The following is a 19,973-nucleotide window of genomic DNA, read 5'->3' as shown; positions in this document are numbered from 1 at the left end:
AATATAAACATTGGTCATAGCTTGTAAAATTCAGCCACCTCCAGAATTCTACTTCTTTATAATATGAACTATACTAATAATATGCTTTTTAGCTTTCAAAATACTTAGTCATAGCCTGAAATAGACTAGATATGATATCAATACCAAACATAAATCACTCCATTTTTATAGGTCTTTGAAAACTAAAATTTTCACTATATACCTTTTCATAATAGCGAGAGTATCAGCATGCGGTGTTCCATAACCCCCCGGACACGCGGGGTAAGGAACACTCCTATCATTTTGAAAAGCTATTTAGAAATTACTTCTATGATGTTATAAGGCAGGGTTTTTTATGTTCATCTGAGGAAATAAAAATGAATTCACAACAAAAAAACACTAACAAAGTAAATAGAATAATTAGCTTAACAGAATTTAGTATAGAATTACTTTCCGGCCATCAAAGTGATGTCATATATGCTAATGGTAATATGCAAGTGGGTGTATTGATTAATATTCAAGCAATGGATGAAAATCTACATATTATTCAACTAACTGATGACCAACTCGATAAAATAGAATTAATTAACTATGTAACTGGGAACACATTAGACCTAGAATGGTCATATAGTTCAACTAAAAATGATTATGATAATACTTTTCCTCACCCTACTCCTGAAAATACTAAAAAGTCCCCTTCACAATATAAAAAAATAACCGTAAATAAATTAGATAATAACTCTGAATATCAAAGAAAAATCTATTGGGTTACAACAACAAAATATGAATCCATCATGATTGCAGCACAAGTTTTGCTTGATGAAAAAATATTTGCAACAAATCAGGGAAGTCAAGATTCAAGTGCCTGCGTTACGGGATACCCCCGTATTATTTATCATTCTGACGATCTTGAACATCCAGATCCTGTCCTAGATCGCTCTGGTCAATACGTTGTTCATATAGATAAAAAATATTCTATATCACCACCTGAGCATTATGATAAAAACTATCATTGGCAACAGCACAATTATTATCTCACTTTGATAAATAAACCCACTGGATTCTCAGTAAAACATGTTGATATAGAAGACACTTACAATGATTATGCTTTCAATATTGCTAATTACCATGGCATTGTCCATCGTGTAGAATCTGATAATCTCTATTTTTGGTTTATCTGGGGAACAATGAAAAAAGATAAAACGGTAGGGGATGAACACCCCACAGTAAGAAAAAAATCTGTTCCAAATGTTGAGACAACGTACACATCAATTGCACAAGCTGATATCTTAACAGCAACACGTACAGATTCTGTTTGTCTCAGCAGATTGTACTTTGAGTCACCAGTAGAGAGATTCTGGGTTGAATTGCCAAATGCCTTGGCTCATTTCAGATTTTATGACAATTACGGAAATCAATCCTATCAAATAGAGTTTATTATGGAGGGTGCAAAATCCTTTCACCTACAAGATATGCAGCCGTAATTAAATTTTAATCTTAAGACTATATTACTCTATAAAATTAAAACCCTAAAAAATAAAAATCGTTCCCTAATAAGAGCTGGAAATATTTTATATAAAGCAGGAGAAATAATATGATTAGATTAGATGAAAATTACGATTACCCTAGAGTAGTCGACCATTTGAGTCATTTTAGTATTGATTTGTACTCAGGTCATCAACAAGATTATCTTTATGCCAATGGGAATATGCAAATTGGTGTTTTTATTACAATTGTAGCAGTGGATGCTAATCAAGAACAAGTTAAGTTATATGATAGTATATTAGATACTATTGAATTAATTAAATTCACTGACAGTCAAAAACTGCCAGAAGGATGGTCATATACTAGCATTGAAAATGATTATAGCCATACATTTCCTTTTGCTAATGACACATTTAAAATGGAAAATTTTTTTGATTTGTCATATAGAAAGGTACCACATTATAAGTCAGATGAAAAACCACCATATTACCAAAGGAAGCTCTTTTGGGTTACAACTAATAATATTGATTCAATCAGGATATCAGCGAAAATAACACTTGATGGGAAAACTTATAAAACATTTGATCAATTGACCTTAAAAGATCACAGGGAAGGCAGTAAATTTACTACCCTTGTTGGTTATCCTCCTATTATTTATCATGCACAAGATCTTATCCATATTATAAAAAAAGACTTCAATTTTGGTGAATATGTAGTTAAAACTGACGCTAGGGAAAAACACTATAAATGGGTGCAGAATAATTATTACATTCTTCCAAAAATTAAATTTGGTAACTTTACAATTAAGGATATCACCGTTTCTGAGACTTATAACGATTATTATACTACAGCGAATAATTATCGTTGCTTCACCCATCATACAAAAGCTAACGATCTCTATCTTTGGTTTATCTGGGGGCAAGAAAGAACAGTAAAAGATGCAGGGGATAATCACTCTACAAAAAAAAGTATAGATGACTTTACATACGAGGCAACGCCAAAAGTCACTATAGTAACCACTCCACGTACAGATGCTGTTTGTCTGAGTAGATTATATTTTCAGTCACCAGTACACGATTTCTGGGATGATTGGGACAATGCGAGCCCTTTATTCAGATTCACAGATATCTACGGAAATAAATCGTATCTAATAGCAATCGAGATGCAGGATTATGAAAACTTTACTATGAAAGATTGGAAACCATAATTGTGTTTTGGCATAAAGTGCATATCACACAACCTGTGGCCTGAAATAAAGCAGGTCACAGGTTTTTAATTAAATAGACTCTTCATCTTTCCAGTTGATTTTTTGCTGAGTTTATTCAGCCGAATGTAAATCCACCCACAACAACTGGCTATCAGCGACTAACGGCTTAATCGCCCCTTCGCGTATATCATCAGGCAACCACCATGCACCTTGTCCAAAGGCCAGCTGAACATTATTTGTACCCGTTATTTCCCAGCGCCCTTTCAGGACATAAAGCACACCGCTGTGAGATGTTGGTAATTTGCGCTCATCAGTCACAAAAGAAATTTCAGAAACCCACTCAGAATTACGGGTCATGATATTGAAACACTGAACAGAACCATCCAACAGTTCAGCATTACCCGGAGTATTACCGGAAAAATGGAAGGGAGCTATTTTTTGTACCAGTTCATGTTCAAGGAACCCAGGACTGGTTAAACGAAGCCCCTTACCTTTTAATAATACAATTGAACGATCAATCCCCGGGAAGTGCCCCAATACCCCATTTTTATGGATAGATGTGAAGCAGGCACGCCAGGCAAAATCATCAGCATTCGGCCAACAAACAATATCTCTTACTTCCCCAATACCCCCAACCCATTGCTCTCTTGGTAACTCTGTATAATCGAAACACTTCATTCTCATGCTCCTATTTTTCCACTGCTTTTATATTTTATTTACACCTAAAGAGGCAATTTATGTCGAATTGTAAACTTCTCAAAGAATTTTATATATCGCAATAGAAAAACAGTTAAAATGTGACTAATTACCCGTATTCCTTTAACAACATACGACACAAACTTCCTAATGTTTTCATAGCAGCAGTCTGAGTTTCGTTCCATACAAACGAAGTATTCAGACGGAAAGCATGATCAAACTGAGAACTGGTAGAAAACATACTGCCGGGCGCAATACTGATATTTTTGGCCAGCGCCAGCTGATACAGTCGCCTTGCATTGAAAGGCGGTTCAAATTCCAGCCAGATAAAATACCCGCCCCGTGTACTGTTAACTTTGACAGAATCGGGAAAATACTCACTCACTGCCCGTAGCATCTGAATCTGCCTTTGCTCCAGTTGGCGCCGTAGCCGTCGTATATGGTTATCATATCCCCCCTGAGACAAGTATTCAGCAATCGCCAGTTGAGTCGGGATGCTGGCTGAAACAGTACTCGTCATCTGGAGTTGCTGAATTTTCAGAGCATGTTTTCCTGCCGCGACCCAGCCAACCCGGTATCCGGGAGCAAGGCATTTTGAAAAAGATGAACAGTGCATGAAATTATTTTCTTTATCCCATGCCTTAACCGGCATTGGCGGGTTCTGGTCAAAATAGAGTTCGCCATAAACATCATCTTCGATCAGAACAATTTCATTTTCATTCAGAATTTCCACCAGCCGTTGTTTGTTTTCTGCCGGCATACTGACGCAAAGCGGGTTCTGGAAGCGGGACATCAGCCAACAGGCTTTTATCGGGTATTTTCCTGCCACTTCTTCCAGTACATCTAAATCAATTCCGGTTTTCGGATCTGTTTTGATGGCAATTGCTTTCAGGCGCAAACGTTCAATAGCCTGTAGCGCACCATAAAAAGCGGGTGATTCAATTACCACCCAGTCGCCGGGAGAAGTGACAGACTGAAGGCTGAAACTTAAAGATTCCATTGCTCCTGCGGTGATCACAATTTCATCAGGAGAAACATGCATACCCTGTGAGGCATAACGACGGGAAATATTGCGGCGCAACTGTTCATTTCCCGGAGGTAAGTTCACCAGTGAACTATGGGGGGCAAAACGACGGGCTACAGATGCTAATGTCTTGGCTAATTTGGGCTCCACCAGCAAGGATGGATCGGGAAAGGCAGAGCCAAAAGGTATGATTCTGGGATCTTTACATGCCTGTAAAACATCAAAAATTGAGGCGCTGATCTCTACATTTTCGCTCAAATTCAGCCTGTTTCCCCCTTTTGCCGCAGCAAACGGCTTTATCCGGGGAGCGACATAATAGCCTGACTGTGGGCGTGCTACGATCCAGCCCTGACTTTCCAGTAATTGATAGGCCTGCAATACTGTCATCAGGCTCAGCCCTGACGATTTTACCGATTCCCGTAAGGAGGGTAGCCTATCCCCCACCAGCCAGATATTATCTTCTATCTGTTGGCGGATGGTCACTGCCAGTTGCTCGTAGCGTGTCATATACCGGGTCTTCCTTAGAGTGTTATAGGTCATTAACAGAGCATTTCCACTATTATACACTTCGTCTTTCAAGTTGCCTCTTTGTTGGCGACGCTCTCTCACCCCGGCCACATAGTTATACTCAAGTCTTGCAATAGCTCTTTCAATAACGGGATGTTACCTATATCAATAGTCTGTGCTCATTTTCTCAGAGGATTATTTTCATTTCAGAAAACAATTTTCAGGATAATAATGATCCAAAACCCGGCACGCAGGTATTCAGCCCTAGCTGCTTCAGGAGCATATAGGCTGTCGCCACAGAAGCTGAAATTACAGGTAAGCCCATGCGGGCTTCGATCAGAGGCACTGAGGCCAGTGAAGGCATTTGTACACAGGCGGAAGCGACTATCACATCCACATTGCTGTTCAGTCTTTTTGTTATTTCCGCTGGTGCCAGCGGATCCTGACGCCCGACCGCCAGATTATCCGCAATTTCCAGTGAAATACTGTCAATGACTTCAATACCTTCATTTTCTATATAATCGATCACCAGCTGTGTTAACGGTTTCATATAGGGTGTCAGTATTGAGACTCGTTTTGCCCCTAACGCGTTAAGCCCATCCACCAATGCGCCGGCACTTGTGATCACCGGTGCCGGATAACCGTTTTCTGATGTCCTCAAATGCAAACGTTGCTCAGAAATCCGGTGGTATCCTTTGCCCATACTCATGATTGCCACCAGACAGGCATATCCCAACACATCCACTGAAGCATCTGACAGTTCCAGTGCGCAGCGATCACTGTCTGCATCCATTGCCGCCAGTTCATCTTTGCTAACTGTTTTCATTCTCATGCGACTCGAATGAAAGGTAAAACGCTCAGGTGCTACCATTTCACGGGCACGTAAAATAGCCGGGATCTCTGTTTCCATCGTGGTATTTGAGGAGGGTACAATCAGCCCTACCCGAAAACAACGCTGTTCACTCATGGAAGTTCCTCCCTGATAGGATTCACCCCATCCACAACTGGATTATAGTCAGTCTGTTCGGGTTCATCAGTAAACCTGACTGCATTCATGGCTCGTCGGCTGACGGCCAGATCGAAAATATCAAAACGATTGTAATGCCCTGTAATATCATGCATCTGGCGGGGCTGAATACAGCGGTTCAAGTCAATTTCCGCATAAACAATCCCTCCTTTATCAATCAGAGGAGTGCCAATCACACGCCCGTCCGGCCCGATAATTCCCGTAAACGCGCTATTACGACGTGCCAGCAAATGTTTTGCTTCAGGGTGGCTGGCAGTCATAGCCTGCACAATTTCCGGCGATATAGTAGAACAGGAAACAATAGTGAAAACTTTGCCTTCAAAGCAATGTGCGGCAGCCCGTAAACGGATAGCTTCTGCCATATCATAATCCGGCGGAGCGACAGGCAGGGAAATGTAACTGGCGACATGTACCAGCTCCCCCTGTGATAGCAAAGTAAAACGCGCCAGTGGGTTGGTATTCTCACCACAGGCCAGCACACCCAGCGGACCAGTGCTGGTGTTATGTACGGTCAATGAAGAAGCATCGCCATTAGCCCATGTCAGTTTTTCTGCCCATGTCGGCACCAGTTTACGATGTCGCCCCAAAATCTTTCCTTCGTCAGAAATGGTCACCAGTGTGTTATAAATTGTCGCAACACCATTGGGATTGCGTTCATTGATGCCGACAACAACATTGATGTGATGACGAGCCGCGGCCTGTGCCACCTTGAGGATCTCAGCGCCCGGTACTTCAATGGCCGATTTGCACAGTTTTTCAAACCACGGGCTACCCTGCACAGGGTTCATGATCCAGTTCCAGTAAGGATAACCGGCAATAAAGACTTCAGGAAAAGCCACCAGACTGGCTCCGTTATTCGCCGCCTCATGAATCAGCCGGCAAACGAGATCAACCGTGGCTTCCGTATCCAGAAAGACTGGCGCAGCCTGTACCGCAGCTGCCTTGAATTTAGGAAGAGTTAGCATGTCAGATTCCTGTATGAGGTTTATACGGCGATGACGGGATGACGCAAATCACCAATTTTCTCAAGGTGAGCTTCAATCACATCCCCCGGCCATAACCACTCTTGCGGGTTACGCCCTGCCCCTACGCCCGACGGTGTTCCCGTGGCGATAATGTCGCCCGGCTCCAGCACAATACCTTTACTGATATCAGCGATCAGGGCATCGACCTTGAATAACATATGGCGGGTATTGGAATCCTGTTTGGTTACCCCGTTAACTTTCAGGCTCAAGGCGAGGTTATGCGGGTCGGGGATCTCATCAGCCGTCACAATACAGGGGCCAAAAGGCGCGTAAGTATCCTGCCCCTTAGAATAGATCCACTGCCCGGCACGACGACAGTCACGGGCACTCATATCAATAATCAGGCTATAACCGAAAACATATTTCAGGGCATCAGCTTCCGATACACCTTTGGCCCGTGTTCCGATGATAACGGCTAATTCCACTTCCCAATCCAGTTGCCGGGTAATTTCGCTGTTATGCTCGATGGCATCCCCCGGCCCAATTACCGTGGAAGGTGGTTTGGAGAAGATAACCGGTTCTTTGGGCAGATCTTTTGCCGTATCCAGCGAACGGCTGGATTCTTCAACATGCTCAATATAATTCAGGCCAATGCCGAAAATGTTTTTACGTGGGCGGGGAATAGGAGCAAGAATTTTGACATTTTCCAGTGGCCGGATGACACCGACTGGCCATAATCCGTCAAATGAATTCAGCAACATTGCAGTACTACTTATGGCAAGTGGCCCCAGTTCAATAAAATCCAGCATATTATCCGGTAATGTGCTGCCACTATGAGCCGCCAATTTTGCCAGATCAACGACATTATTATTCACTATCGCCCCCAATCGGGCCTCAGCCGTTATCTCAGTACGATAAGTAATTAAACGCATTTTATTCTCCCACTCGCTGATGCCCGTGATTCTCGTTCAGGGCTTCTTCATAATACAGCTGTAATGCCTGCATCACCGGCAAGTCGCTGAAACAGAACAGGCAGGCATCTTCGGTTTGTGATGCATTCGCATGCTCATGATATTTCCATGAAGGTACGCAAAAGATATCCCGCTCCTGCCAGTCGAATCTTTGACCATCAATAATAGAATATCCCGCTCCTTTCGCGACCTGATAGATAAAGCTGCCGGTATGCCGATGAGCCTTACCAATAAATCCGGGGCGCAATAGCTGCATACTGGCACCCAGAGTTGGCATAACATGCCCGCCAGTCAGAGGATTGATGTAATACATCAAGATGTCATCAAACGGTGATCCCCGTGATATTCGGGCATAACCTTGCAGAGCGGCGTAAGTTGGCTTCCACTGGTATCTGAATAATGGGGAATAGGGTTTATCCCAGCCCACATTTTGCGGACGCAAAGCAGGCGCTCCCCACAGCGCCACAGAGGAATCCACCGGTTCAGTCACGGCCTGGCGCAGATCAGGGTGTACCTTATAAAACCCGGCTTCCAGAGTATTCACTAATGGCATATCAAGGCCATCCTGCCAGATGCACGGAGAACCATCAGGCTCCACCCCATGTTCATGCCAGGTTCCATTGGGTGTCAGAACAAAATCATTCGCTTCCAGCAACATCTTCTGGCCATCAACAATCGTATAGGCACCACGCCCTTCCATGATGAAACGCAGGGCCGAAGAAGAGTGAGCATGAGCCGAAGCAGACTCTCCCGGTTGCATAGTCTGAAGCCCGGAATAAAGTAAACCGACGGCAGGTCCTTCACCGGATTTACCCGGATTCTCCAGATAGACGACCCGACGACCGGCTTTTTCCGGAGTCACTAATTCAGCGGATTTAAGAACATGTTCACGTAAGTCACGATAACGCCAGAGAACCGGAACGGAAGTGGACTGAGGTTGCCACGGCTCTATTTTGTTGGCGATTGTCCAGAGTGCCCCTGTGTGATATTTTGCCAGCTCTTTGTAATAGGCCAGCAATTCAGGGCTATCGGCGACATTGGCGCGCCCGAGGATATCTTCTCTGTACTGATCGTGGCTTTCTTGCCTATTCTGCTCATATTCCTGCACATTTTCTTGTTGAGACATTTAGGTATCTCCTATACGGATAATAACTATCAACGGATAATAACTGCCATTTGAAAGTCGGCCTGAGTTCTAGAGGATACTCTTCTGGGCAAGCTGGCGTTCCAGTTGCTCTTTGCCGTAAAGATACGGTTCCGGCCAATTGATGTCTGTCCAGCCATATCTGGCACATTCATGCAGCAACCATGCGGCATCGGATAAAAATGGGCGGGATAAGGCGCACAGATCTGCCCGACCGGAAGCGATAATACTGTTAATCTGATCGGCATCGGTAATCGCACCCACGGCGATAACCGGCACATTGCCTTCATTACGGATACGGTCAGCCATCGGCGTCTGATACATCCGTCCGTAAACAGGTTGTTGTTCAGCGGAAACTTCCCCGGTTGAACAGTCCACCATATCAGCACCCGCCTCATAGAAAGTACGGGCGATGATGACAGCTTCATCAACGGTGGTGCCTCCCTTTATCCAGTCAGTGGCAGAAATACGTATGGATATCGGTAAATCAGCCGGCCAGACACGACGAACAGCGCGCAAAATCGCTAATGGGAAGCGCAGCCTGTTTTCCAGTGAACCCCCATATTCATCGTCACGCAGATTGGTGACAGGCGAAATAAAGCTGGAAAGCAGATAACCGTGAGCTGCCTGAATTTCCAGCCAGTCAAAACCGGCGGTGATAGCACGGTGAGTTGCTTCAACAAATTGCGAAATAATTTCACTCATTTGTTTCTGAGTCACCGCAGTTGGTACCTGTGAAATACCAGGCAGATAAGGCATGGATGAAGCAGAAACCAGTGGCCAGTTTCCTTCCGGTAAAGGATGATTAACCTGTTCCCAGCCCCGTTGAGTAGAACCTCGCCTTCCTGAGTGCCCCAGCTGAATGCCTATCCGTGCATCCGTATTCTGGTGGATAAAATCGGTGATAATTTTCCATCCCTGCACTTGTTGCTCATTCCACAAACCGGGACAAGCAGGCGTTACCCGCGCCTGTGGTGAAATCGCGGTCATTTCGGCAATGACTAAACCTGCGCCTCCCAAAGCTCTGCTGCCAAGATGAATCTGATGGAATGTTCCCGGAATACCCTCCACCGCCTTGTACAGTAGTGTTGGCGAAACCACGACTCTGTTTTTCAGCCTAATCCCCCGAACCTGATAAGGCGTCAGTATGGGAGGGATCAGCGGGGAAGATTGATCAGGCTGCCGATTGAACCAATATTCATAGTTTTCCAGCCATGATTTATCCCGCAGCCTCAGATTTTCATGGGAAATACGCTGTGAGCGGGTGAGTAAAGAATAGGCAAATTGCTCTGGCGGGAAATCTTCATAACGGGCCACATTTTCAAACCATTCTGTGGAATTACGCGCCGCATTCTGGATTTTCAGCACTTCCACGCTGCGTACTTTCTGGTAATGGGCCAGCCCTGCCGATAAATTCCCCTTATTGGCTTTCAGGCTGTTAGCGAGTTCAATGGCATCCTCCAATGCCAGTTTGGTTCCGGAACCAATGGAAAAATGCGCGGTATGGGCCGCATCCCCCATCAATACAATCGGTACATTTTTGCCCTTATCACCTTCTGGTTTAATCCAGTGTACCCAGTGATTACAGAGGATCCGGGGAAAACGGATCCAGATTGCAGCCCCGCGTAAATGGGTAGCATTGGAGATCAGGCCATGCCCATCCAGCCATTGGGCAAAGATACTTTCACAATATGCGATGCCCTCTTCCTGTGACATTTTGTCAATTCCTGCTGCCAGCCACGTATCTTCCGTTGTTTCAACAATGAATGTGGATAGCCCTTCCTGAAACTGGTAAGCATGAGCCTGAAACCAGCCATGTTCTGTTTCAGCAAACAGAAAGGTAAAAGCATCAAATATCCGATGAGTACCCAGCCAGACAAACCGGCAATGGCGTTGTTCAACATCAGGCCAGAAGTTTTCAGCATAACGGTTACGGATTTGGCTATTGATCCCATCGGATGCAATCAACAAATCAGCCTGATACTGGCGAGCTACCTCTTGCTCATCCTGAACCTGCGTCTCAAATACCAGCTTGACTCCCAGTTCCTGACAGCGATCCTGAAGAATATTCAGTAATTTTTTGCGGCCAATACCAATAAAGCCATGACCACCGCTGCGGTTTACGGTTCCTTTGAAGTGGATATCGATATTTTCCCAGCGGCTGAAGGCCACACTAATAGATTTGGCGGATACCGGATCAGCCATACTCAGGTTTTCCAGTGTGGCATCTGAAAATACCACCCCCCAGCCAAAAGTATCATAGGGGCGATTGCGCTCAATCACGACAACACGGTTATCAGGATTTTGTAACTTCATCAGCAAACCGAAATATAAACCCGCAGGCCCGCCGCCAATACACACGATGTTCATATTTTTTTTGTTCATGCTGGTTCTCCTGTCACACCTCTTATGGGCACGGGTTAAGGCATGGTTATTGGGTGAATGGTTATTGGGTGAATGGTTATTGGGTGAATGATTGGCTAGATAATTAATGGCTGGTTAATTAATGGATAATAAAATTCATCGGGTATGGGTATTGCCTGATGCGTATCCAGCGAGGTCGTGACATAAGTCTGAATCGCACTCATTCTTAATTCGCCTTCCTGACTGAAACAACGCTGACGTAGCTTAAGTGATTTTTTACCAATCTCTTCAACATTCAGTTCCAGCCAGACTTTATCGCCCATTCTGCTGATCGCCTTAAACTCCGCTTCCAGATGTACTGTGGGTAAGCCGAAACGGTGCTTAGCAATGTAAGCGGCATATCCCTCTGGCGTTAGCTCATCGAACCAATCTTCCAGCAAGTTGTTGAACATCACAAAATATTGGGGATAAAAAACAATTCCCGCCGGATCACATTCAGAAAACCGAATTTTGTGAGGCTGTATAAATTTATGCAGGCTCATTACTGACTCCTCCTCCATTCTTTTTCAGGATGTTAGTTTCAAGATGCTGCTGATATTCATGCAACTGGCGTCCATCCTCATCGGCCAGCGCGGCTTCACGTAATTGTCTCAGATTGTGTGCCGACAGCTTTTTCCGATGGCAATCGACAAAGTTCATCAAACTCTGAAAATTTTTCAGACCACGGGAGTGCGTATCACCATATCCTTTCAGCAGTTGCTGACACTTCACAACTTCCTCAGCCAGTGCCGGATCATGTTTTGCTGCTGCCACAATGCGTCGTAGCCAGTTGTCAATTCCTGCCGTTTCACGTTGAAAACGCAGGGTACGGCGGCGTATCCGACGTAAACCCGCCAGCATGTAAAGCAGGAAATATCCCCATATTGAGCTGGTCTTAATGACGTAACCGCGACTGAACAGCTTTGTCAGTATCCGGTTTATAGTGTGAGGACGGGATAACCAGCGGCCAAAACCGGCCGGTAAGGTGTCGCAGATTTCTTCTGCTCTGGGGTGTAGAAATTCATTGATTTCGACGAGCTGATACCTGTTTGCCCGTACCTCCTGGTGAACCCGTTTGAAACGGCTGGCGCGGGTTTTCAGATCGGCCACACGGATGATGTCTTCGTAAGTCATCCAGAGTGCCAGATGACGGGCCGCTTCACGCAGTAACTGTTGGTTACTCTCTCCAGCTTGACTGACCAAATGTTGCAGCCGATCAAGATATAAACTGGCGTATTCCGGATCCTGATAATCTACCAATCGCCTGACAGCTTTGAGCGTAATTTTATGAATACAGGACGGTAGATTTTCCTCAATACGCAATAAAAGCGCGTTCACATCATGATTATTAATGGGCTTGTTATTAGTGGAATGGTTATTGTTCGAACCGTTATGTCTAACAAAAATGTCATGTCTGGCATCATTTTTATGCGCCGAATCACTGTGCCCGGAAGGGTGATTACAGCCAGCAGATTGCCCACAGGAAAGGGCTGCCTGTGCCCGGCTCAGTCCCAGACCAAATGCCTGTAAACTGGGCTTTATCCCGACTCCGCCCCTGATAATCGCCTGTTCAAACTGAATACTGCTAAATGGCAGAATACCTGTACCACAGAGTGCTCCAAACAGGACAGAACTCATGACGCTGCCACACTTTTCCGCCATCTGCGCCATATCAAAATGGATAAAACAGCGGGCTGCCTGCTGTGACTGTCGGATTAACCGACGGCTATCCACCCGTCCATCGCCCATTGCTGATTTTTCTTGCATAGTGAAAGCCCGATGCGTTGAGGCGATCAGCGTTGTACGATCCGGAGTCACAAAACCGCGCTGAACTGCACGTCCGGCTTCCATTAATTCAGAGGCCAGCACAATATCCACATCACCGGCTGTCGGCATTAATGCCAGCACCGGAGCCGGCGCATCGGGATCGTCCGAACCGGGGAACAGTTCAACGTAATATATTGTGGCTCCCGTCCGTTGCGCGACACCGGGTACTGAAGTCGCCTGAGCAAAGTAGCCATGTGCCTCGGCCAGACTGACAATCCAGTCAGCCAGCACACCTCCACCCTCACCACCCATTGCCAGAATGGCAATTTTGATAGGCTGGGTTTTCATTTTCATCATCAACGAATTCATGGATGGTGATACCAACATGGTTTCCCCCTCAGGGATGACAGCGACAGTTTGTTAAAACTTATCTTGTTCACGACGCCTTATATCCCGGCGTTGCAGGTAATGGATGAAACCTTTGCGAATACGGTACAGCAGCAGATCCCAGCGGGAGGGATTAGTCACAATTCTGGCCCTGAAAAAAGAGGGGCATAGCACAGCTGCATGGGATATTTCCCCGCACAGCCCACATCCCACACAACTGTTCAATACAGTGACTACAGGGTCAGTACGTAACGGATCAGGATTTGATTTAATGGAAAGGGAAGGACAGCCGGACAAACGAATACAGGAGTGATCACCTGTGCAGGTATCAGGGTCAACGCCAAAACGCTCATGTACCACTCTCCGCCCGGCTGCCAGCATTTCTTTGTTTTCTTTTTTTATCCGGCGCTGTTTATTCAGCATACATTCACTTTGCGCAACCACGACTTTCGGGCCCTGTTCTTTGGTTGTCAGTGCCTCCCGTAAAGTTTTGATCATGCGTTTGAGATCATAGGTACGCCTGATTGTGCGTACCCACTTCACCCCGACCCCTTTGACGGCTTTTTCGATGCCATGCCCGGTGTTACGACTGGTATTAAAGGCTGTTGAAGATGGAATATCCTGCCCGCCAGTGGCCGAGGTATAGCTGTTATCCACAATAACAGTCAGATTATCACTACGGTTAAAAACACTATTAGCAATACCGCTCGTCAAACCGTTATGCCAGAATCCACCATCACCCATCACGGAAATTGCCCGCTTATCTGAGGCTGACGCACTCAGTGCTGAAGCACTGGCTGTACCTAATCCATACCCCATTGTGGTATTACCCAGATTAAATGGCGGCAGAATAGCAAACAGATGGCAGCCAATATCCGCACTAATATGATGCTGCCCCAGCTCCCGTTCTAACAGTTTCATCGCGGTAAAAATCGGGCGTTCCGGGCAACCGGTACAAAAACCGGGGGGACGGGCATGAACCGCATTATCTGATATTTCATTTCTTGCATCCGTGCCTTTCGTTTCCCCACTCGGTAAAGTCACTGATGGGATTTGCACCTGACAGGCAACTGCCGGTACTTTGGCTTCAATCCGGTCATAACGCTCCAGAAAAGCACGAATTCCTGCCAATACCGTGGCTGTATCATATTCCCCCTCCATTGGCAGTAGATCCTTACCGTGTAACCGAACCGAAATATCGTGCTGATGCAGGATACTGGCGACATTCTGTTCGACAAAATTGGGTTGCCCCTCTTCCAGAACCAGAATTGCCCGTTTACCGTGACAAAAACGTGCAAACTCCTGATCAATTAATGGGTAAGCCACATTCATGACATACAGTGGAATAGAACTTTCACCAAAGACATCCGCCAGCCCCAGTAAATTCAACGCCCGGATCACGGTGTTATAACAACCTCCCTGTAAAGCAATGCCTATATCATCCGCCCCTTCAGCAAAGAACTCATTCAACACATGCTGCTGAATAAAGCGCACAGCGGCAGGCCAGCGTTCCTGAGTTTTCTCTTTTTCATGCAAAAAACTGGCAGGCGGCAGAACAATACGGTTGAGGTCACGGGTCGGATTTTCCAGCGCATTTTCAACCCTGAATATCGGTAACTGATTATCAGCACAAACAAACCTGCCATGTACATGGCAGGCACGAATACGCATCTGCAACATAACCGGTGTATGGCTGGCTTCCGATAACTCAAACCCCATCTTCACTGCCTTTACAATCGATGGCAGATTAGGGCGTGGATCAAGCAACCAAATCTGTGATTTCATAGCAAATGCGTGGCTACGTTCCTGCATAATTGAAGAACCCTCACCATAATCTTCACCCACTATGATCAAGGCTCCCCCTAAAACACCACCAGATGCCAGATTTGCCAGTGCATCAGAAGCAACATTTGTCCCAACTGTTGCCTTGAATGTCACAGCACCGCGTAATGGATAGTTAACTGAGGCAGATAATGTGGCAGCGGCAGTGGCTTCACTGGCGCTGTTTTCAAAACGAATGCCATATTCAGACAGGATATCCTGCGCGTCAGTCAGAACATCCATCAAATGAGAAATGGGTGCTCCCTGATAACCAGCAACATAGGCAACACCTGATTCCAGCAGCGCTTTTGTGACAGCGAGTATACCTTCTCCGCTGAAAACTTCGCCCTGCTTCAATCTTAACTTTTCCACTTCCTTAACGAAGGATCGTTCTGCCATGTCCACCTCGCATTTTATGCATCTTTTTTAATGCCACTGGATTTCGAATTACATCGCGGCAACAGAGGAATAACTTCCCGGTAGATAGCCGTATATTGATAAAAACGGCGACTGGGGTGACTTAAGTGCAACTAGAAAGACGGGTATATGTAGTAGTAGGAGTATGGGGAATATGAATTAATGATCAATACATGAACCATCATGCATTGATCATTTATGCAGTAGCCGGATAGGTCATGCAAAGAATGGATATACGCTTCGTCTTTCAGTTTTCAATCACAAAATACAGCCACTACTATGGCCGCCGTATTGGTATATCAACTCCCACAATATTGTCCATCGGGACTGTAATGGAGAATTTGATGTCATTGTTGCCCGCATGCAAGGTGACGAATGTTCCCATCTCCGCGACCTGATCGATACTACCGCCGATAGCCGTTGATTCAGGTGTATCAGGATGGCGATGGTAAGCCAATTCCCGAATAGTTAACCCACGACAATCCAACACTGTGACTGTCGGAGTGTTTTTATGTAACGATATATCCATATTTGATCTTTTTTATGCCAATTACCTGATAATTGATGTGTGAATATCGCTTTGAAATTAGTCTGCCACTTCCCCCCAATTTAGGAGGAAGTGGCAAAACCTTCTGCTATTTAATTAATTTTTACTTAACTGAATTTTTATTATTTTCTGACTTTATGCGTGTTGCGTCATTAAATCGTGATTATGCCGTTCAATTGTTCGCATAAATCCTTCCGTTGCGCCATGTTTATTCCCTATGTAGTCTGCACTGATTATTCCCGCATGCGGCAGTCTATTAATACCATTGGCCAAAGTATTCTTGACTCTGGATAGATAGCTTTTTACTCCTAAAGTCAATTGCTTACGGGCAGGGGAAGCAACAGGAATATTTGTCTGTATAACATTAAGTTTATTTTCTGGCGCTGAGCCTGCGTGAAACTGGCTGAGGAATTGAACCGTGTCGTCTACGTTTGCACGATTAGCCCACTTTGTGTGAACTTGTTCTTTGTAAGACCACAACTCTGATTCAGTTCTGGCATTGCCATGAACCATGATCCCGATATTTTTTCCTTGGCTGAGTAAGTCAACCGTTGCGTTTCCCAAACTCCGTGTATCTTCATGATTAATAAGATGATCATCATAATTTTGAATTACCCCCCCTAAAAACATATCTGACACCGCTTTCTTCTTTCCTTTGAATACAAATTTCATTAGATAAAAATTATTTTTATCACCTGCTGCGTAATCTAACAATTCCCTGACATCAGATGTGGCATTGCCTCCCGCGATACTAGGGCCATGAAAAAAGCTAAATGAACCATTTTTATTCTGCGCTACACGAATATCAAAATATCTGGCTCCCGCTTCTGCTTGCTTTTTCAGACTCAAGTTTTGAGTTTTAAATGCACGGGTAAATAATGCACCTAATGAAGATGCTCCATTTCTTGCTCTACTGTAGGCGTAAGTTCCTGCATCATGGCTACCCAACATAGCTATCTGAGATAACTTTGTATTAGCAGGTAATTTGCTATGGTTTATGGAATTACATCCTGTTGGATCAGATAGTCCAATCGGATTATTTCTTACCATCCTGAACAAATTCAGGCCATCCACCGTTCCCGCGGGGTCTGCTGAGAGCCAGCGACCCGCCCACGGCTGATAATACCGGTATCCGTAGTAGTACAACCCCGTCGCATCCCGTTCTTTACCTGAGTACCGGCGGGTTTTGTAATCCGCCTCTGTCTGGTTGCGGGTCGCCCAGACTGCTGTGCCTCCATACGGATAGTATTCTTCCTGACTGATCACGTTACCACTGCTGTCTACTTCCAAACCGCTGCTGCCGATAAGGTTATCGTAGTTGTAGCGAACCTGATCATTGATGTTGATTTCTGACGGTTTACCTTTCTCCCAGTGCAGTACCCGCACTTGTGAGCGACCCGCGTTTCTCACGGTAATAACATGCAGTTTCTCTTTTTCCGTTTTACCATGTGTCGTCGTGCGCAGTTCAAGCCCCGGTAGATATATCACTCGCTGCTTCTGCGTGATGGCTTCCATCTGCTGTGTGTTAACCTTCAGAACACGCTGGCTACCCGCATCATAGCGATAGTTTTCGCTATCATTTTTCCCACCCTTACGGGTGACCAGCATCACTTTCTGTAGCTCACCACGCGGTGTCCACACCAGATGCTGACCCGGCTGCATTTGTTTTTGATGCCCACTACCATCAAATAATGCATCAACCTCGCTAATCTCTTTTGTCAGTGTACTGAGTACGCTCCGGTTACTGCGGTTTGAGACGGTGAAATTGGTGGTATAACAGTTGTCGCTGGCTGGTGCACAATGGCGTATCTGTATCAGATTGCCACCCCGATCATAGTGGTAATGGCGGGTATAATTGGTATAGGCGTTATCTGAAGCTAAGGAGATACTGTCAGGGCGTTTTGTTTGTGCGACCGTTCCTGCCATTTCGCGTCCCGTTGCCGAGACCAACTGGTACAGGCTGTCATAAGTGTAGGTATTTTCCGGCACCACTTCTTGGTTTCGCCAGTACCGTGTTGCTTCCGCATCATTCGTGATACACAGCACATTTCCCACAGGATCATAAGTATAACGTAGATCTTGTAAGACCTTAGCCCCGATAGCATGCCCAGTCGGACGCTCTGTTTTTATTCCTATCAGGCGCTGCGTTTCCGGTTCATAAGTATATGTAGTCACCACCCCGTTACCGTGTTCTTCGCTCAGCTTCTGACCGGCAGCAGAGTAAGTCAGTGACTTCACAATAACCTGTTCCTTAGCCTGTCCCTTTTTCTTCTTCAGCGTTAGCCAGCTACCTTTCAGCAGACCAACCACATTGTAGGCCACACGTTGGCAATTACCTTCTGCGTCTATGGTGGTCAGCTCTGCGCTTGTAGCATCCACTGTGGTCAGCGTGTTGTAAGATTTTTCCTCCAGTAGAGTGTTCCAGACAGAAACTTTTTCTCCCTGCCAGTTAACGGCCGTTTCCGCTTTGTCTGCATCTTGCCGCAAACGGCGGCTGACAGAAAGCGGAGCACCACACAGGGCAATGCTCTTTATCTGCACCAAACCTGCCGTGTCATAATGACTGATGCACTGACCAACCAGATTCAGATTTTTTTTATCCTGACTATTGTCTGCATACACGAATCTCTCCGTAAACTGAATCTCCTTACTGGAGACCTGTTCAGTGATACCCAGCAAACGTCCCGGTAGAGCGCTGCCTTCATACAACCAGGAGCGAGTGATGGCGCGGCTTTTATCATCTCCGCCCTCTTTATTTGTTTCAATGCCGGTTACGGCTAAAAACGGCCTCCCGGCGGCATCATTAAGGGTCACCGAGATACCAGCATCAGCGCTCTGGGTACGCAGCACATTGCCGGCCAGATCAGTCAGATATGTAAAATTCACCAGTCCGGTGTCATTCAGGCGCGGGTCGGCGCTCTGCGTCAAAGCACCCCGTGCATCATAGTGATGGTGAGTGATACGTGTATCTACCACCGTCGGTGTGTAGGGATGGCGGTGATACGCGATTTCGCGCACAGTCTGCCCGCGGTTATCCCGAACCGTAACCATAGGGGTTTTACTGAACAGCGATGTGCTCATGATTGGCTCCTTATTGTTGAAGTATTAATCCGATAAATGAGAGTTTTTACTCTCAGTATTGTTTTCGGCATTACGCATTATAAGAAATAGGCATCCCAGCTGATGTTTTTATATTCTATCAATAACACCCTAATCTCATTAATGATGATTAGGGTATATCCCATAATATCACCGATGAAACTTTATTCAGTAGGATACAGGGAAATAAACAATTACATTAATTTTTCACGAATAATTAAGCAAGGTTGTATAGAAACACCTCCTTTATTAGGATACATCCTTTGAAATTGAATTAAATAGATAATTAAAAATCAATAGTGAGAATAAAGGTATTTATTGATGTTTATTTAATTAATAGATATTCATCAATAACAATAAAGAAGAATATTTACCCAAAAAGCACACTAAGAAAGAGGAAATAAAAACAAAAATATTAACAAGAACGACATATAACTGATTAATAAACGCCCAAAAAATAACAATAAAGATCAATTGAAGATATAAAATCGTTAATTAAAAAACTAAATAATAAGTATTCTCATATT

14 protein-coding genes are annotated in these 19,973 nt (G+C 45.1%); 2 read left to right on the top strand and 12 right to left on the bottom strand.

Going from position 1 to position 19,973, the window contains the following annotated elements; genetic code table 11:
* Positions 1–356 precede the first annotated feature (356 nt).
* Both AACX68_RS18875 and AACX68_RS18870 read left to right on the top strand, forming a co-directional pair.
* Positions 357–1,463: a hypothetical protein gene (locus AACX68_RS18875; protein ID WP_228860141.1), complete on the top strand. Its 1,107-nt coding sequence runs from the start codon at positions 357–359 to the stop codon at positions 1,461–1,463.
* Positions 1,464–1,573: 110 nt separating this feature from the next.
* Entirely contained in the window at positions 1,574–2,671 is a 1,098-nt protein-coding gene (locus AACX68_RS18870; protein ID WP_228860140.1) for a hypothetical protein, read from the top strand.
* A gap of 111 nt (positions 2,672–2,782) precedes the next feature.
* Here the strand turns inward: AACX68_RS18870 and AACX68_RS18865 are convergent, their stop codons facing one another.
* The 12 genes from AACX68_RS18865 to AACX68_RS18810 form a co-directional block, all read right to left on the bottom strand.
* Positions 2,783–3,349, bottom strand: a complete 567-nt coding sequence (locus tag AACX68_RS18865; RefSeq protein ID WP_228860139.1) for a HutD/Ves family protein — start codon at positions 3,347–3,349, stop codon at positions 2,783–2,785.
* Between the two features lie 127 nt (positions 3,350–3,476).
* Positions 3,477–4,898 carry an aminotransferase-like domain-containing protein gene (locus tag AACX68_RS18860; protein ID WP_228860138.1) on the bottom strand — a complete coding sequence of 474 codons (1,422 nt, stop codon included), beginning with the start codon at positions 4,896–4,898 and terminating at the stop codon, positions 3,477–3,479.
* 220 nt (positions 4,899–5,118) lie between these two features.
* Positions 5,119–5,865 (bottom strand): maleate cis-trans isomerase family protein, encoded by a 747-nt coding sequence (locus AACX68_RS18855; protein ID WP_304957244.1) that lies wholly within the window; start codon positions 5,863–5,865, stop codon positions 5,119–5,121.
* On the bottom strand, positions 5,862–6,890 hold the full coding sequence (locus tag AACX68_RS18850) for a carbon-nitrogen hydrolase family protein (RefSeq protein ID WP_228860137.1): 1,029 nt from the start codon (positions 6,888–6,890) through the stop codon (positions 5,862–5,864). Before AACX68_RS18850 ends, AACX68_RS18855 begins: the two co-directional genes overlap by 4 nt.
* A 20-nt stretch (positions 6,891–6,910) precedes the next feature.
* Positions 6,911–7,822 (bottom strand): fumarylacetoacetate hydrolase family protein, encoded by a 912-nt coding sequence (locus AACX68_RS18845; RefSeq protein WP_228860136.1) that lies wholly within the window; start codon positions 7,820–7,822, stop codon positions 6,911–6,913.
* 1 nt (position 7,823) lies between these two features.
* The gene (locus AACX68_RS18840; protein WP_228860135.1) at positions 7,824–8,987 is read right to left on the bottom strand and encodes a cupin domain-containing protein; all 1,164 of its coding nucleotides are present in this window, start codon (positions 8,985–8,987) and stop codon (positions 7,824–7,826) included.
* A 69-nt stretch (positions 8,988–9,056) separates the two neighbouring features.
* Entirely contained in the window at positions 9,057–11,390 is a 2,334-nt protein-coding gene (locus AACX68_RS18835) for a bifunctional salicylyl-CoA 5-hydroxylase/oxidoreductase (protein ID WP_228860134.1), read from the bottom strand.
* A gap of 95 nt (positions 11,391–11,485) precedes the next feature.
* Positions 11,486–11,911 (bottom strand): acyl-CoA thioesterase, encoded by a 426-nt coding sequence (locus tag AACX68_RS18830; RefSeq protein WP_228860133.1) that lies wholly within the window; start codon positions 11,909–11,911, stop codon positions 11,486–11,488.
* Complete coding sequence (locus tag AACX68_RS18825; RefSeq protein ID WP_228860132.1) at positions 11,898–13,562, bottom strand: indolepyruvate oxidoreductase subunit beta family protein; 1,665 nt, start codon at positions 13,560–13,562, stop codon at positions 11,898–11,900. Before AACX68_RS18825 ends, AACX68_RS18830 begins: the two co-directional genes overlap by 14 nt.
* Before the next feature lie 33 nt (positions 13,563–13,595).
* The gene (locus AACX68_RS18820; RefSeq protein WP_228860131.1) at positions 13,596–15,782 is read right to left on the bottom strand and encodes a thiamine pyrophosphate-dependent enzyme; all 2,187 of its coding nucleotides are present in this window, start codon (positions 15,780–15,782) and stop codon (positions 13,596–13,598) included.
* A 295-nt stretch (positions 15,783–16,077) separates the two neighbouring features.
* Positions 16,078–16,329, bottom strand: a complete 252-nt coding sequence (locus AACX68_RS18815) for a hypothetical protein (RefSeq protein WP_228860130.1) — start codon at positions 16,327–16,329, stop codon at positions 16,078–16,080.
* A gap of 153 nt (positions 16,330–16,482) precedes the next feature.
* On the bottom strand, positions 16,483–19,428 hold the full coding sequence (locus AACX68_RS18810) for an RHS repeat-associated core domain-containing protein (protein WP_228860129.1): 2,946 nt from the start codon (positions 19,426–19,428) through the stop codon (positions 16,483–16,485).
* Positions 19,429–19,973: the final 545 nt, after the last annotated feature.

This window comes from Xenorhabdus sp. PB61.4, from assembly GCF_963894935.1.
Lineage (GTDB): Bacteria > Pseudomonadota > Gammaproteobacteria > Enterobacterales > Enterobacteriaceae > Xenorhabdus > Xenorhabdus stockiae.
The sequence above is the reverse complement of the archived record's forward strand: the minus strand, read 5'-3'. Positions and strand labels throughout refer to the sequence as shown.